Consider the following 14,150-nt stretch of genomic DNA (forward strand, 5'->3'; position numbering starts at 1 on the left):
AGTCCCGTTCCGGATCGGGTTTTGGGCTGTCGCGATCCTGGAGTTGATCGTGATCCTTCCAGCGTGCCTTTTCGTTCCTGTGCTTGTCGGGTGTGTCCGCCTTGGTGCTGTCGCTGTGAGCGTTATCGCGATGCGCGGGGGTCCGGTTCATCTGGAAACCTGCATTCGTTAGAGCCCGGAACGGGCGTATACGCATTGAGCACTCCCTAGTGGTTATCGGACCGTGATCGTGCCGCGTGTTCGTTCACGACAAGCTCACTACCTCGATCATCACAATCCGGAACAGCATCATTGAGGTTCGGCATGAGCAGTGAGACAGAATCGACTCCGCAGACCGGCCGTCTGGCACGTCGCGCCACCATTCTGCGGTTCCTGTTCCGATACCGGAAATCCGGGGTTTTCAACGGACTGGCGTTGGACGCGAGCCTCGAACAGGAGGATGTGACCGACGAAGGCAGTCCGGAGCGTTTCGCCGACGAACTGGAGGCGATGGGTCCGACCTTCGTGAAGCTGGGCCAGATGCTCTCCACGCGCCCCGACCTCGTGCCACCTGCGTACGCCGTCGCCTTGGAGAGGATGCAGGAAGACGTCGCGCCGATTCCTTACAACTTGGTGCGTGAACAGGTCGAGGATGCGCTGGGCGTGCGGATCGGCAAGGCTTTCGAGTCCTTCGATGAAACACCGTTGGGATGCGCGTCGCTTGCGCAGGTGCACCGCGCGACCTTGCGCGACGGGCGCGAGGTCGCGGTCAAGGTCCAGCGGCCGGGCGTGGCACAACAATTACTGAGTGACCTGGAACTGCTTCGCGGTGTCACCGACGCCGCGGACCGCATGACCGAGCTTGGCAGGCACGTGCGCTTCTCCGAGTGGCTGGCGGAATTCTCGCGTTCGCTGATGGCGGAACTGGACTACGTGGCCGAGGCGGAGAACCTTGAGCGGTTCCGCCAGCACCTGCTGCCATTCCAACGGCTGTGGGTGCCCGCGCCGATCTGGGACTACACCAGCAAGCGTGTGCTGACCATGGAACTGGCCCAGGGCACGCGGGTCGACCAGATCACCGGGTTGCGCCGCACCGAGGAGTCGATGACGCCCTTGGCCGAGGAACTGCTGCGCGGCTACCTGGACCAGATCTTCGTGCATGGCGAGATCCACGCCGATCCGCATCCCGGCAACCTGCGCGTCACCGATGACGGACGCTTGGCGATATTCGACCTGGGCATGGTGGCCAATGTGCCTCCGCGTCAGCGCGACCGCCTGTTGAAGCTGCTGTTCGCCGCCGTGGACGGCAGGGGCGAGCAGGTCGCCGAGGAGAGCATCTCGCTGGGCGTCCGCCTTGATGACTACGACGAGCCGCGCTACCTGCGCGAGGTAGGGCAGTTGATCTCGCGGTACAGCGCGCACCAGGCCTCGATGTCGGAGGGTCGTGTCGTCCTGGAACTGGTCCGCATCGCGACGCAGTGCGGTCTGCGTACTGCGCCGGAACTGAGCTTGCTGGGCAAGACGCTGTTGAATCTGGATACCGTATGCCATGCATTGGCCCCCGGGCTGGACACGCAGCGGCTGGTGGAAGACCAGTTGCAGCACGTGATGCGTGCGCGCCTGCGCAAGTCCCTGTCCTCGCCCAACCTGGCCAGCGAGATGATGGAGGTGCAGGCGCTGATGCGCGACGGACCGCGCAAGGTATCCGACATCCTGTCGCTCGTCGCTGAGAACCGCCTGCAGATGCGCGTCACCGGGTTGGAGGAGTCGCGGTTGATGGAGAACCTGCAGAAGATCGCGAACCGCATTTCGGTCGGGGTCATCACCGCAGCACTCATCATGGCCTCGTCGCTGATGATGCGCGTTTCCACCCCGCACACGGTGTGGGGATATCCCGTGGTGGCGTTAGTGTTGTTCCTCGTGGGCGTGATGCTGGGGTGCGGGATCGTTATCAGTTCGCTGCTGAGCGATCACCGTGCGCGCAAGCGGGAAGAGGCCGGGCCACGGTAGCGCCATCGCGCTTCACATGGTCTTGCCCGCGCACGCATGAAGATCAGGCCTCAGCCTTAGCGCCCAAGGTGTCGCCATGCCACGTCCCATCTGGACCGGAACCCTGTCTTTCGGCCTGTTGAACATCCCGGTGTCGTTGATGTCGGGCGAACGGAAGGTGGACATCAGTTTCCGCATGCTGGACTCGCGCGACAGGAAGCCCATCCGTTTCGAGCGGGTGAATGCGGAGACCGGCGAGGAGGTGCCCTGGAAGGACATCGTCAAGGCCTTCGAATACGACAAGGGCAGTTACGTGGTCGTCGAGAAGGAGGATATCCAGTCCGCGGCCCCGGAGACGCACGAGTCCGTGGACGTGGAAGCCTTCGTCGATGCCGACAGCATCGGTATCCGTTTCTACGAGAAACCCTACATCCTCGTCCCTGGCAAGAAGGCCGAGAAGGGATACGTGCTGTTGCGCGAAACATTGAAGAGCACGAAGAAGATCGGTGTGGCCCGCGTGGTCATTCGAACGCGCGAATACCTGTGCGCGGTCATCCCCGAAGGCGACGCGCTTGTGCTGATGATGCTGCGCTACCCTCAGGAACTGGTCGATCCGGAAGAGTACAAGCTGCCCTCCGGCAAGGCCGCCGACTACCGCATCACGGCCAAGGAAGTGGACATGGCGAAGAGCCTGATGCAGTCCATGGAGGCAGAATGGGCGCCGGAGTCCTATCAGGACGAATTCCGCAAGCGCCTGGAGGCGATCATCAAGAAGCGCATCAAGGCGAAGGGCGCGACTACGAAGTTCGTCGATGCGCCGGTTGAACACGAAGACGCGGCGACCAACGTCGTGGACTTCATGGCGCTGTTGCAGAAGAGCCTGGACAGCAAGAGCAGGACGCCAGCGAAGAAGACCGCCACGCGCAAGGTGCCGACCGGCAAGGCTGCAAAGAAGAAGGCTCCCGCCAAGCGGGCGACGAAGCGGGCGGCGGCGAAGTAGGCGCCAGTGATGCACGCAGGCTGGGAATCCATGCGCTTTGCCCGGGTAGCGATGGCCGGGAACGCCAGGTCAGCGACTAGCCGCTACCGGTTCTCGTCTGCATCACTGGTGGCGTTGCCGTGGGTTGTCGCGTCCCGACGCATCGACGGATGCGTCAAGACCATGGCCAAGGAAACGAAGGACGGTTCGCATGAAGGTGCGTGATGCCATGAATCCGGATGCTTGCGTGGCATCCCCGGATGACACCGCGCAGCAGGCCGCCATCCTGATGGCCGAGAACGACATCGCCAGTCTGCCCGTGGTTGACGAAGGTCGGCTGGCCGGTATGGTAAGTGATCGCGACATCGCTCTGAATGTCGTCGCTGAGGGTCGGAGTGCATCCACCTGCGTCCGTGACGTCATGACATCCAGGGCGATCTACTGCATCGACGACGAAGACGTTGTTGACGTTCTCTTGCGAATGGCGATGCTGGCGTCGAACAGGCTTCCCGTGGTGGACCACGACGGAAAGCTGGTCGGCATCCTGGTCCGCCGCTGACGCCGCACCATGGCCGGACGGACGATCGTCCCGTTGGATGGCGTGGGCACCGGTGCGTCGGGCGGTGCGTTCCTCTACGTGTTCCCGTGCGCCTACGAGGACTACGCCAAGCTCGGCATGTCGAAGGAGCCGTTCGCCCGGCTGTCCGCCTTCGCACCTCGCTACTTCGAGTTCTTTGACTTGGAGCGTGGCTGGCTGGTGCGTGCGGACTCCGTGCGGGAGGCGAGGCAGTGGGAAACCTCGTGGCGCAGGCGCCTGCATGCACACACCGCGCCGCCGCCGCTGCTCGTGCCGCGTCGAGCGGCGGGCCATACCGAATGGCTGCGCGGAGCGCAGGCCGCACTGGAAGCGGCGCGCGACGACTTCATCCGCCAAGGGTTCACCGTGCACGCAAGTCTGCGGACCTGGGCCCGGGAGCGTCTGTTCGCCGAGCGGTGGCGACTGGCGGCAATGGAGCAGGCGGCGGTGGCGAAATGGGGCCCCATCGAATTCTGGCCCTGGCAGGTGGAGCGCACGCCACTGGCAGCCATCCGCGACTGCCTCGATGCCTGTCGTGAGTTGGAGGTCGAGTTCTCCGACGTCGTGTCGGGCGCGTTGCGGGAATGGCATCGGCGCAGCAGCCTGCTGCCTCCCTGAGCGGGAAGACGGCACATGCACGCGCATGCACATCGCGTTGACGACCCGAGTCGCATAAAAGGGAACGTTGAAGGAGGCGGTGATGAGCCTGGTGGAATATCGGCGCAAGCGCCGTTTTGACAGCACGCCCGAGCCTGCGCCAGGCAGCCGCCTGCCACGCGGGCGCCGCCCCATCTTCGTCGTGCAGCTGCATCACGCCAGCCATCGTCATTACGATTTCCGGCTGCAGGTTGGAGACACGCTGAAGAGCTGGGCGGTCCCCAAGGGCCCGAGCCTGGATCCGGCGGTCAAGCGCCTGGCGGCGGAAGTGGAAGACCACCCCGTCGACTATGCCGATTTCCAGGGCGAAATACCGAAGGGCGAGTATGGCGGCGGTCACGTGGCGACATTCGACAAGGGCATCTGGACTACCGAGGGCAATCCGGAGGAACAGCTTGCCAAGGGCCATCTGCGTTTCGAGATGTTCGGCGACAAGCTGAAAGGCGGTTGGCATCTCGTGCGGACGCAGAAGCCTGCGGGCACGCCGCAATGGCTACTCTTCAAGGAGCGTGACCGCTATGCCAGCAAGCAGGAGGCAGACGACCTGCTGGAGGATGTTATCCGTGCGCCGGCGAAACCTGCGCGGCCCAGGGCGGGAAACGCGGCAAACGCGGCAAAGGTGGCAAAGGCGTCAAAGGCGCCAAAGGCGCCTTCGTCCTCGCGCAGGTCGCCGAAACGCTCCGACCCCTGGGGCGCACGCGCCGCCAAGCTGCAGGGTGCCAGGGCGACGGACGATCCGCCGTCATTCCGTTCGCCCCAGCTCGCCAAGCTGACCGCTACCGTGCCAGTGGGCGACGAGTGGCTGCATGAGGCGAAATGGGATGGCTATCGCCTCATCGCGCAGATCAACCGCGGCAAAGTGCGTCTGTGGTCGCGCAATGAACTGGAGTGGACGAAGAAGGTGCCGGAGATTGTCGGCGCGCTCGAGGCACTTGGGCTGCAGGACGCCGTGCTCGATGGCGAACTGGTGGCAGGGGCAGGGCGCCAGGAAGACTTCAGCCTGCTGCAGGCCGTGCTGTCCGGCGAGCGCAATGCCGTGCTGTCCTATCTGCTGTTCGATGTGCTGCAGATCGACGGCGTGGATCTGTCGCGCAGTCCCCAGTACCAGCGCAAGGCGCTGCTGGCGGAGATCCTGAAGAAGCCGCCGCCGCACCTGATCTACAGCTCGCACATCATCGGCCGTGGCGAGCAGGCCCTGGCCATGGCCATCGAACGCGGCCTGGAAGGCATCATCTCCAAGCGTGCGGGTGCGTCCTACCACGGCGGTCGTGGCGATGCCTGGCGCAAGATCAAGCAGCGCAACGCGGAGGAGTTCGCCATCGTCGGCTTCACCCCGCCCAAGGGAAGCCGCGCGGGTCTGGGCGCCCTGTTGCTTGCCACACCGGATCCCGAGCATGGATGGCGCTACGTGGGTCGCGTAGGTACCGGCTTCAATGCGCAGCTGCTGGCGGACCTGTCGACCAAGCTCGGCCGGAATGCGCGTGCCAAGCCCATGGTGCACATCGCGGTGGATGATCCCGAGCTGCGCCAAGCCCGATGGGTGCGGCCGCGACACGTGGCGGAAGTGTTCTTCCATGGCTGGGGCAGCCAGGGGCTGTTGCGGCAGTCGTCGCTGAAAACCATCCGCGCGGACAAGACGGCAGACGATTTGCAGGAGGCTGGAATGCGCAACCTAACAGAGAAGTCGCAGCCCTCAACAACGGAGAAAAAGAAGAAGCGTTCGGCTTCCGCGGTGACGTTGAGCAGTCCTGGTCGGGTGGTGTTCGCGGAAGGTGGCATCACCAAGGCGCAAGTGTTCGATTACTACCAGGCGATGCTGCCCTGGCTGCTGCCCGAGGTGGTAAGTCGGCCGCTGTCGGTGGTGCGTTGCCCCCAGGGCGCGGATCGGCCGTGCTTCTTCCAGAAGCACCACACGGCCGGCATGGAGCATGTGGGCGCCGTCAGCATCGAGGAAGAGAGCGGCGAGCGCGCGGACTATCTGGTGGTGGAGGAGGGAACCGGGCTGCTCGAGATGGTCCAGTTCAATGCGCTGGAATTCCATCCGTGGGGTGCCACCGCGGCCTCGCCCGACAAGGCTGACTACATGGTCTTCGACCTGGATCCCGGTCCGGATGTCGCATGGCCTCAGGTGGTGGAAGCTGCGCGGCAGGTGCGTGAGCGGCTGGAAGCGATGGGACTGGATTCGTTCGTGCGGACATCAGGCGGCAAGGGACTGCATGTGGTGGTGCCGCTGAAACCGGCATGCCCATGGACGCAGGTGAAGCCGTTCGCGCATGCCTTCGCCGAATCCATGGCCGCATCGGAACCGCTGGCGTACGTTGCGACGGCCAGCAAGAAATTCCGCAAGGGCCGCATCTTCATCGACTACCTGCGCAACGGCCGCGGTGCCACCAGCGTCGCCTCGTTCTCGTTGCGCGCCAGGCCGGGTGCGCCCGTGGCCATGCCGTTGCGCTGGAGCGAGCTGGGGCGGGTGAAGGCAGGCGATGCCTATGCCCTGGTGTCGGCGCGTCGCCGCATGGAACGCATGAAGGCCCATCCGTGGGGTGCATGGACGAAGGTCAGACAGGACTTGGATGGCGCAACGCGCCTGATCGACACCATGGCCCCCAAAGCGCGAGGGAAGCAGCGCAAGAGTAGATGACGCGAACAAAATCCCTTCCAGATCAACGAGGGGCGCGATCTTCGGCAAAGTGACATCAATTGGTGTTGCCGACGCATGCCGAGTTCCGGGAATCCTATTTGACATAATAGGCATTGACCCGCGTACGTCGGAGATCTCCGACTTTGAAAGGCTTACGGCATAGGCCTTCCCGGGCAGCGCGCCTGAGAAACCGACTGCGCATAACGCAATCGCTGCCGCTGTCCCTAGACGGTTTAGCAGGGTGGACCATACGCCCTTGCCGTGCTTCGTTTCTGCCTGTTCGGCAAGCACCTGGAGCGCGACGACTTCGTCCACGTCCGCAAGGACTATGAGTGCTGTCAAGTGTGCTTCCTTGATCGCACCGCCTCGCCTCCAGAGGCTCACTGCTGACCTGCTCACGTGCATGCGCTTCGCCAGCGTGGAGTCGTTGGCCGGAGTGCATTTGGCTGCTGCTTGGTCGATCAAACCGTTTATCGCTTTCATGTCGAGTTGTGCTTGACAGGGAGTCGAGTTCTACTTTACAACGGTGCCTGTCGAGTTCTACTCGACATTGGCCCGGCCTCCCCGGACCACCCGGCCCCCAGCGCCCTAGCTGGGGTGACCGGGGTCTAGGGCGCTAGGGCAGGGGGCACCAACATGTTCAATGTTCTGCAGAACTGCGGCGGCGAGTGGGCCGTAATCGCAACGTTCGCCAGCTACCAGACCGCGTGCCGCTGCGCGCACAGCATCGATCCCAAGGGTTTCAAGGTCATCGTGCGGAAGGTCGTCGCATGACCGTTCTTCTCATTCTCGTAGGCTGCGTCCTGCTCGTTGCGGGTGGTGTGGACCTCTTCATTGTCGGCGTTGCCGGCGCTATCACTTTGGTGGCCTACGGCGCACTCTGGTGCTGGTCAATCGTTTCGGACTACCAGTACACCCAGCGCCGCGCGCATGCCGCGTTCATTCGCGAAGTGGTGCGCCAGCATCAGCGTGCACGCGAAGCCCGCCAAGCGGGAGAGCGCGCATGATCGCCCCGGTCTGCTTTACCGTCACCGCCGAACATTGGGATGTGCTGATCCAAGCGCTCGCTGTGTCGCTGCTCTTTGGCGGCTTCATGGGTGCATTCCTGTGCTGGGATCTGTTCGTTATGTGGGACAGGTTCCAGTGGCGCCGTCGCCGCGCCCGTCGCCTCGCACGCCGCCGCGCCAAGGGGGTGATTCGTGCGTGAGTCCCGCGCCCCCGTCCCGCGTCCGCCGCGCGTTTTGCAGCCGCGCTACACGCCCCGCATTGAGAGCTTCGATCTGGTGGACGTCATCATCACCGTTGACGGCGAGGATATCCGCCTGGGCGATTGGTGGCCCATCGCGCGTGCCGCTGCGGAGGGCTCACTCCGTGGCAAATGACATCACTGAGTTCGTGCGCCGCCAACTGGGAGTTTGCCTTCGCGTAATGACTGCATGTCGCGCATCGCCTTCACCGTCGCGTGCATCACCATGCCCCGAAGCTGGTCCAGACCAGAGCCTTGATCGAACGCGTGCTCCATCTTCTCAAGTAATCCAAGCACAGCATCGCTTTCCTCTTGGGAGGCAAGGCTCATGAACATGAGTGCATTCGTGGTGGCCAGCGCGTCGACTACGGCGCCCAAGTGTTCGGCATTCAGGGCAGGGGGCTTCATTGCTGTGGACTCCTTGTCGGATGGACTGCTGATCGTACAGGAGGCCGCAAATGCGTGAAGCGACCTTTTCCCCGGAAAATGCGGTGGTAAGCGGTGCGACTGGCCCGGGGAGTAACACGGGCCAAAAGTCCAAGCCGGTCCCCCAGCACGGCGCACGGGTGGACTTTTTGACCGTTGTTTTCAGTTCTGACCGCCTTGTCGAACGCGGTCTCACCCGCGTGTCCTTGTTCCTGCCTGGCATCTTCGGATTGCAGCCCTCGGACGTGAGGGCAGGGGAGTTGCATGCGAAGCGCTGGCAGTTCTACCGCTCCAGCGCCGTGCTGGTCGACGGCAACGGCGAACTCGTTGGCCGCATCGGCACCGAAGGCAACGGCGATACCGTCTGTATCAGCCTGTCCGGCACTGCCTGCGCCTACATCCGCAACTGGCACGCCGTCCGCATGCAGATCGAAGCGCTCGGTGGTCGCATTTCTCGCTGTGATGCAGCCTATGACGATTACGACGGTGTATTTGGCACCGTGCGAGAACATGAAGCTCGCGCCCGTGCCAGCCTCACGGAACACGGCGGCTGCATGCTGTTCGCCAGTGGCGGCACACCGCCCAAAACAAAGTTCCTCGACGATCATCAAAGTGGCAGTGGATCCACGCTCTACGTCGGCTCCAAGGGTCACAAGCAGCTGTGCATCTACGAAAAGGGAAAGCAGCTAGGCGTCGCCGAGTCGCCGTGGGTGCGGTACGAAGCGCGCCTGTACGGTAAGCATCAGGAGATTCCGGCCGACATCCTCACGGACCCGATGAAGTATCTGCGCGGGTCCTATGAGTACATCCACATGCTGCTTGCCGGTATCGGTGATGGCATCGCGTGCGCGGTCGAGTACACCAAGCGCGCTGTGGAGCATACCGGCGCTGCGCTCGTTCGGTGGGGTCGTCGCCAATGCGGCCCGTTCTTGAACGTCCTCGCCGAGGCGTTCGGTGATCAGTTTGAAAGTTTCCTGCGGGAATGCGTGCTGCGAGAAGGGATGCCCTCGCGGTTCAAGCGTGTGTGCAAGGCATCCAACGTCGCCGCCTATGTGCGGGAAACCATCAACGCTGAAAGGGTACAGCTATGTCAATCGTGAGGGTCAAAGATGACCGTGTCATCGAACGTCAGGTCACCATCAAGGGTGTTCCGCAAATCTTCCGTGAGCAGCGCGCTTGCGTCTTGCTCGGTGGTGGGTACGAAACCACCTTCAACGTCAGTCTCGGAACTGGCCCCGTGTATCAGGTGGGCGATTACCTCGTGCATCCGGACAGCTACGGCACCAGCCAGTACGGCGAACCGCAGTTGAAGCGCGTCAAGTTGTGGCCGCTGGCGGTCGCATTCAAGGAAACCGGTGTGCAGCTGCCTGCCCCGGTGAAGGCTTAAACCATGTCGCAGGGCGAGGAGGGCAGCCAGGTCGCGGAAACGCTGGTCCTGACCTGCAAGGTCGCTGATTTCGATGCCTCCACCGGCGAGTGTTCCGCGCCGTTCTACAGCTACCCGCCCACTCTTTTTCCCTATCTGAATGCCGAAGACGGTTTGCAAATCGCGTTTGCCATCGTCGGCACTTGGACGCTCGGGGTAGTCGCGCGCCTCTACATCCGGGCTACACAACAGGAAGGCCGCAACCAATGACCAACAACGGAGATTGCTTCATGCGTACCAACATCAAGAAGTTCAACGCCGGTCTGCACAAGGCGTTCAAGTCCACCGCCGCCAAGGTGAGTACCGGCATGGCGACCCTCGGCGCGAGCACCATGGCGCTGGCGTCCGGTTCCGTCGCCTCGTCCATCGGCGGCAGCGCTCAGACGGAGTTGACCTCCGCGCAGACCATCATCATCGGTCTGCTCACCACGCTGGTGCTGATCGCCATCGGCTTCGTCGTCTACAACCTGATCAAGAAGGCGCGCTGATCCCGCGTCGGTAACACCGAGGGCGGGGCCCCGCCCTCGTTACACCGGAGAATCCCATGATCGGTTACATCATCATCGTTGGCGTCCTCGGCGCCGTGTGGCTGGGCTACGAGGCCATATGAACTTCGGGCGCATCCTCGCTAATGCAGTTGCACGGCGCATTGCCTTTGTCATCGTGGCGGGTGCATTGGCGTGGCTGGGCTTGGATGCCGCTAAGGCGCAAGACTTCTCTCAGTGTTCTTCACCAACGGCCACTAATGCACTGTGTCCTGACTTGCCAACCGCTCGCACGGCGGCGGACGCGTCTGCGCAGTACTACTGCAATCAGCAAGCTGAGTGCAACGGCACAGACGACAGGCAAGAAACATGGACGGGAACGTTCTGGCAAGTGCGTACTCGCTACCGATACGGCGCTGCCAACAACGGTGCGTGGGGTAACTACAAGCGTTCGACGGCTGAGTGCTCTGCTGGGCAGGTATATAACTCGTATTCTCAGCAATGCCAGCAGTCCTGTGCCGGTCGCCCTTCTACAGTTCAGCCCTTTCTCCCGCTAAGTGGTTCCAAGCAGTGTTTTAACGGCTGCGTCGTCAGTTACATGCAGAACGGCGACGATGAAACCTCTACGCGTAGCTACAGCGGCGCGATGTGTAGTAACGAGCAGTTCAAGCAGGAATGCGGCGCTGGCTTCGTCTGGAACAGCTACATGGGCGTGTGTCAGCCCATACAACCCGATTGCCCAGAAGGGCAGGTTGAGCAGGGCGGTCAATGCAGGCCGGAGAATTCTTGCCCCGACGGCATGGTGTCTGTGTCGCCCAGCACGCCCGGTGCCATCGCCCAGGGCGCGCTGCACTGCAAGCCGGCGGAGAATGAGTGCCCGCCGGGTAACGTCAAATCGCCGTCCGGCCAGTGCTTGCCCGGTGAGGGGCAGTGTGCGGCCGGTGAAGCACGTCGGGCTGATGGCACCTGCGGCAAGGATTCGGACGGCGACGGTACGGCCGACGATGACGACGACAATCCTGATAACGACAGCGAGAAGGAATCATTCTCCGGCGGTGACTCGTGTGCGTCGCCGCCTAGCTGTGCCGGTGGCCCGATCATGTGTGGACAGGCGCGCATCCAGTGGCGCATCGACTGCAACACGCGTAAGAACGTCAACGTCAGCGGTGGCAGCTGTACTCAGGTGCCGCTTTGCACGGGTGACAAGTGCAACGCCATGGAATACGCCTCACTGCTCCAGCAATGGCGCACGACGTGTGCTGTCGAGAAGATGGCGAAGAATCAAGGCGAGTCCGCAGACGGCCAGCCGGATTGGACGAAGGTCACCGGCACCGGCACTGAAGGGCAAGGCGAGGAGCCCGAGAAACCGCATCAGACGCGCTCGCTCGGCTTGGGCATGCTCGATGACGGTGGCTTTCTCGGCGGCGGTTCGTGCCCGTCCTTCGGCAGCGTTGACCTGGGCATCTTCGGATCCGTGGATCTGGACGGCTACGACTGGATCTGTGACTTCTTGGCCGCCGTGCGTGTGGTGATGATCGGCCTCGGCGGCTTTATCGCGTTCGGCATCGTCGCCGGCAGGGGTGTCGTGTAATGGAATCGATTCTGGTCAAGCTGGCCGGTTTGCTCGTGACCGGCCTGAAGCTTGGGGCAACCAGTCTGGTGGGGCGTGCGATGGCCGGTATCGGCTTGACGTGGGTGAACTTCACCTACGCGCTGCCGACCGTTAAAAGCTGGGTGTCGGACAAGTTCACCGGCCTGCCGCCGAATGTCACCCAGTTCCTCGCGGCTACCGGCGTGGACATCTTCATGACGCTGATTATCAGCGCCATCGTGGCCCGGGTAGGCATGCGCACTATCACAACGTCGTTGACCGCGCTCGAAGGCCTGATCGGTCAGGAGCAGGGCACGTGATCTATCAATTTACCGGCCAGCCCGGACACGGCAAGACGCTGCACGCGCTGCTGCAGGCGCTGGAGTTCAAGGATCAGGGCAGGGTGGTGTACGCCTGCAACGTGCGTGATCTGGACTATGAGCGCTCGGGCTTGCTGCCGATGACGCCGGAACAGTTCCGTGACTGGCCGAACTTCTTGCCCGATGGCGCCGTGGCGCTGGTGGATGAGTGTTACGAGCACGAAATGCTGCCTAAGCTCGGTCCGGGCGTGAAGGTGCCGCACCATGTCGAGCAGCTGGCCAAGCATCGGCACCGTGGCATTGACTTCATCTTCGTGTGTCAGTCGCCATCGAAACAGATGCACACCTTCGTGCATGACCTGATCGAGCAGCACACGCACGTCCGCCGTCGTTTCGGCATGAATTTCGTGCACCTGCGGATCTTCGACCGGTATGAGCCGCGCCCCGAGAAAGCGCATCCGCTGATCCTCAAGCGCACGCGTCTGCCCAAGCGTCCACAGGGCTTGTACAAATCTACCGAGCTGGACACCACGGAGAAGCGCGTTCCTTGGTACTACTACGCCGCTGGCGTGCTGGTGGTCGCCATTGCGGGTGGTACGGTATGGACGTTCTGGCGGATGAGCGACCAGTTCGATAGCGATCGCGTCGCGGGAGCATCGGCCGCCGCCGGTAACGGAGCGACAGCGAAGGTGCCGGCGGTGGGCGGTGCCTCCGGTCCCCGCAAAAGTCTCGGCACGCCCAGCGAGTACGCCAGAACGCACCTACCGCGCTTCCCTGCGATGCCATGGACCGCCGAGGTCTTCGATGAGCGCGCACCAACGGCTGATCCGCAGTTGTACTGCATGGCGTCCAGCCCCGGTGGCGATGCCCACGGTACGCACCTGGACTACAGCTGCACGTGTCTGACCGAGCAGGGCACCACCTACGATATTTCGCAGGCCGATTGCCGCACGCTCGCGCGTCGTGGTCCGGTCTATAACCCGTACAAGGAACGCCGAGGGGAGGGCGGCGCGCAGTCCGATTCAGGACCGTCAATGATGGCGAACGCGCCTGCGCCTGCGCCGGCTGCGTCGGTGATCGATGGCGATATGAAGAAGGTCGGCTCTATGGGCGAAGCCGGCAACCCGGGCACCGCGCCATGACCCTGCGCCTGTCGACCGGAACCATTGAGTTCTTGAAGTGGCTCGCGCTGCCGCTCATGTTCGGCGACCACATCAACCTTGCCTTGTTCGACCGCCAGCTGCCGGCGTTGAGCGAGATGGCGCGGATCGTCTTCCCGATCTATGCCTTTCTGCTGGCCTACAACACCGCGCGCCCCGGTGTGGATCTGCTGCGGGTGGCCACGCGCCTCGGGATCGTCGCCGTGATCGCGCAGCCCTTCCACGTGATCGCGTTTCCTTACGGGTTGCTGCCGCTCAACGTGCTGTTTACCTTCGCCGCGGCGGTCCTGGTCATGTGGTTGATCCTGCAACGCAGCCTTGTCGGCGTGCTGCTCGTCTGGGCGGTGGCTGGCGTCTTCGTCGACTACGGGTTCATGGGGGTGGGGCTGGTGCTGGCCTGCTGGTTCTACTTCCGGGAGCCGCGCCCAGGTCGACTGGTGGCGCCGGCTGCCTTCCTGCTGGCCCTGTACCTCGTCAACGATAACCTGTGGGCGCTGCTGGCCATTCCGGTGATCGCGCTCGCCTCAATCGGCCATTGGCGGCTACAGCGGCATCCGTGGGCTTTCTATGTCATCTATCCGGCGCACCTAGCTGCCCTTTCCTTGGCGGCCTTTTAAGTAGGTTGTTCGTTAATCCATAGCGCATCGGGCAGGTATACTTATCCATACCTGACC

Annotated in this window: 18 protein-coding genes; 17 read left to right on the forward strand and 1 reads right to left on the reverse strand. The window is 63.0% G+C overall.

Going from position 1 to position 14,150, the window contains the following annotated elements; translation table 11 throughout:
* Positions 1-303 precede the first annotated feature (303 nt).
* From OY559_RS09790 to OY559_RS09830, 9 genes are all read left to right on the forward strand, one after another.
* Positions 304-1,989: an ABC1 kinase family protein gene (locus OY559_RS09790; protein ID WP_277729834.1), complete on the forward strand. Its 1,686-nt coding sequence runs from the start codon at positions 304-306 to the stop codon at positions 1,987-1,989.
* 76 nt (positions 1,990-2,065) lie between these two features.
* Positions 2,066-2,968, forward strand: coding sequence for a non-homologous end joining protein Ku (locus tag OY559_RS09795; RefSeq protein ID WP_277729835.1), 903 nt, complete (start codon positions 2,066-2,068; stop codon positions 2,966-2,968).
* A gap of 190 nt (positions 2,969-3,158) precedes the next feature.
* Positions 3,159-3,506, forward strand: coding sequence for a CBS domain-containing protein (locus OY559_RS09800; RefSeq protein WP_277729836.1), 348 nt, complete (start codon positions 3,159-3,161; stop codon positions 3,504-3,506).
* A gap of 9 nt (positions 3,507-3,515) precedes the next feature.
* Positions 3,516-4,142, forward strand: coding sequence for a hypothetical protein (locus OY559_RS09805; protein WP_277729837.1), 627 nt, complete (start codon positions 3,516-3,518; stop codon positions 4,140-4,142).
* Positions 4,143-4,224: 82 nt separating this feature from the next.
* Positions 4,225-6,822 carry a DNA ligase D gene (gene ligD / locus OY559_RS09810; RefSeq protein ID WP_277729838.1) on the forward strand — a complete coding sequence of 866 codons (2,598 nt, stop codon included), beginning with the start codon at positions 4,225-4,227 and terminating at the stop codon, positions 6,820-6,822.
* A gap of 636 nt (positions 6,823-7,458) precedes the next feature.
* Complete coding sequence (locus tag OY559_RS09815) at positions 7,459-7,596, forward strand: hypothetical protein (RefSeq protein WP_277729839.1); 138 nt, start codon at positions 7,459-7,461, stop codon at positions 7,594-7,596.
* Positions 7,593-7,829 (forward strand): hypothetical protein, encoded by a 237-nt coding sequence (locus OY559_RS09820; RefSeq protein WP_277729840.1) that lies wholly within the window; start codon positions 7,593-7,595, stop codon positions 7,827-7,829. Before OY559_RS09815 ends, OY559_RS09820 begins: the two co-directional genes overlap by 4 nt.
* Positions 7,826-8,029, forward strand: coding sequence for a hypothetical protein (locus OY559_RS09825; protein WP_277729841.1), 204 nt, complete (start codon positions 7,826-7,828; stop codon positions 8,027-8,029). The genes OY559_RS09820 and OY559_RS09825 overlap by 4 nt, the downstream gene beginning before the upstream one ends.
* Positions 8,022-8,204, forward strand: a complete 183-nt coding sequence (locus OY559_RS09830) for a hypothetical protein (protein ID WP_277729842.1) — start codon at positions 8,022-8,024, stop codon at positions 8,202-8,204. Before OY559_RS09825 ends, OY559_RS09830 begins: the two co-directional genes overlap by 8 nt.
* Before the next feature lie 2 nt (positions 8,205-8,206).
* Here the strand turns inward: OY559_RS09830 and OY559_RS09835 are convergent, their stop codons facing one another.
* Positions 8,207-8,476 (reverse strand): hypothetical protein, encoded by a 270-nt coding sequence (locus OY559_RS09835; protein WP_277729843.1) that lies wholly within the window; start codon positions 8,474-8,476, stop codon positions 8,207-8,209.
* A 50-nt stretch (positions 8,477-8,526) separates the two neighbouring features.
* On the opposite strand from OY559_RS09835, the gene OY559_RS09840 reads away from it, so the two are divergent.
* The 8 genes from OY559_RS09840 to OY559_RS09875 all read left to right on the forward strand — a co-directional run bounded on the left by OY559_RS09840 (position 8,527) and on the right by OY559_RS09875 (position 14,093).
* Entirely contained in the window at positions 8,527-9,594 is a 1,068-nt protein-coding gene (locus tag OY559_RS09840; protein WP_277729844.1) for a replication initiation factor domain-containing protein, read from the forward strand.
* Positions 9,582-9,881, forward strand: coding sequence for a single-stranded DNA-binding protein (locus tag OY559_RS09845; protein WP_277729845.1), 300 nt, complete (start codon positions 9,582-9,584; stop codon positions 9,879-9,881). The genes OY559_RS09840 and OY559_RS09845 overlap by 13 nt, the downstream gene beginning before the upstream one ends.
* Positions 9,882-9,884: 3 nt before the next feature.
* Complete coding sequence (locus tag OY559_RS09850) at positions 9,885-10,130, forward strand: hypothetical protein (RefSeq protein WP_277729846.1); 246 nt, start codon at positions 9,885-9,887, stop codon at positions 10,128-10,130.
* A gap of 20 nt (positions 10,131-10,150) precedes the next feature.
* Positions 10,151-10,408 (forward strand): hypothetical protein, encoded by a 258-nt coding sequence (locus tag OY559_RS09855; RefSeq protein WP_277729847.1) that lies wholly within the window; start codon positions 10,151-10,153, stop codon positions 10,406-10,408.
* A 118-nt stretch (positions 10,409-10,526) separates the two neighbouring features.
* Entirely contained in the window at positions 10,527-11,996 is a 1,470-nt protein-coding gene (locus tag OY559_RS09860; protein ID WP_277729848.1) for a hypothetical protein, read from the forward strand.
* Positions 11,996-12,316, forward strand: coding sequence for a DUF2523 family protein (locus OY559_RS09865; RefSeq protein WP_277729849.1), 321 nt, complete (start codon positions 11,996-11,998; stop codon positions 12,314-12,316). Before OY559_RS09860 ends, OY559_RS09865 begins: the two co-directional genes overlap by 1 nt.
* Entirely contained in the window at positions 12,313-13,458 is a 1,146-nt protein-coding gene (locus OY559_RS09870) for a zonular occludens toxin domain-containing protein (protein ID WP_277729850.1), read from the forward strand. The genes OY559_RS09865 and OY559_RS09870 overlap by 4 nt, the downstream gene beginning before the upstream one ends.
* Positions 13,455-14,093, forward strand: coding sequence for a TraX family protein (locus tag OY559_RS09875; RefSeq protein ID WP_277729851.1), 639 nt, complete (start codon positions 13,455-13,457; stop codon positions 14,091-14,093). The genes OY559_RS09870 and OY559_RS09875 overlap by 4 nt, the downstream gene beginning before the upstream one ends.
* Positions 14,094-14,150: the final 57 nt, after the last annotated feature.

The organism is Pseudoxanthomonas sp. SE1, assembly GCF_029542205.1.
Taxonomy (GTDB): Bacteria; Pseudomonadota; Gammaproteobacteria; order Xanthomonadales; family Xanthomonadaceae; genus Pseudoxanthomonas_A.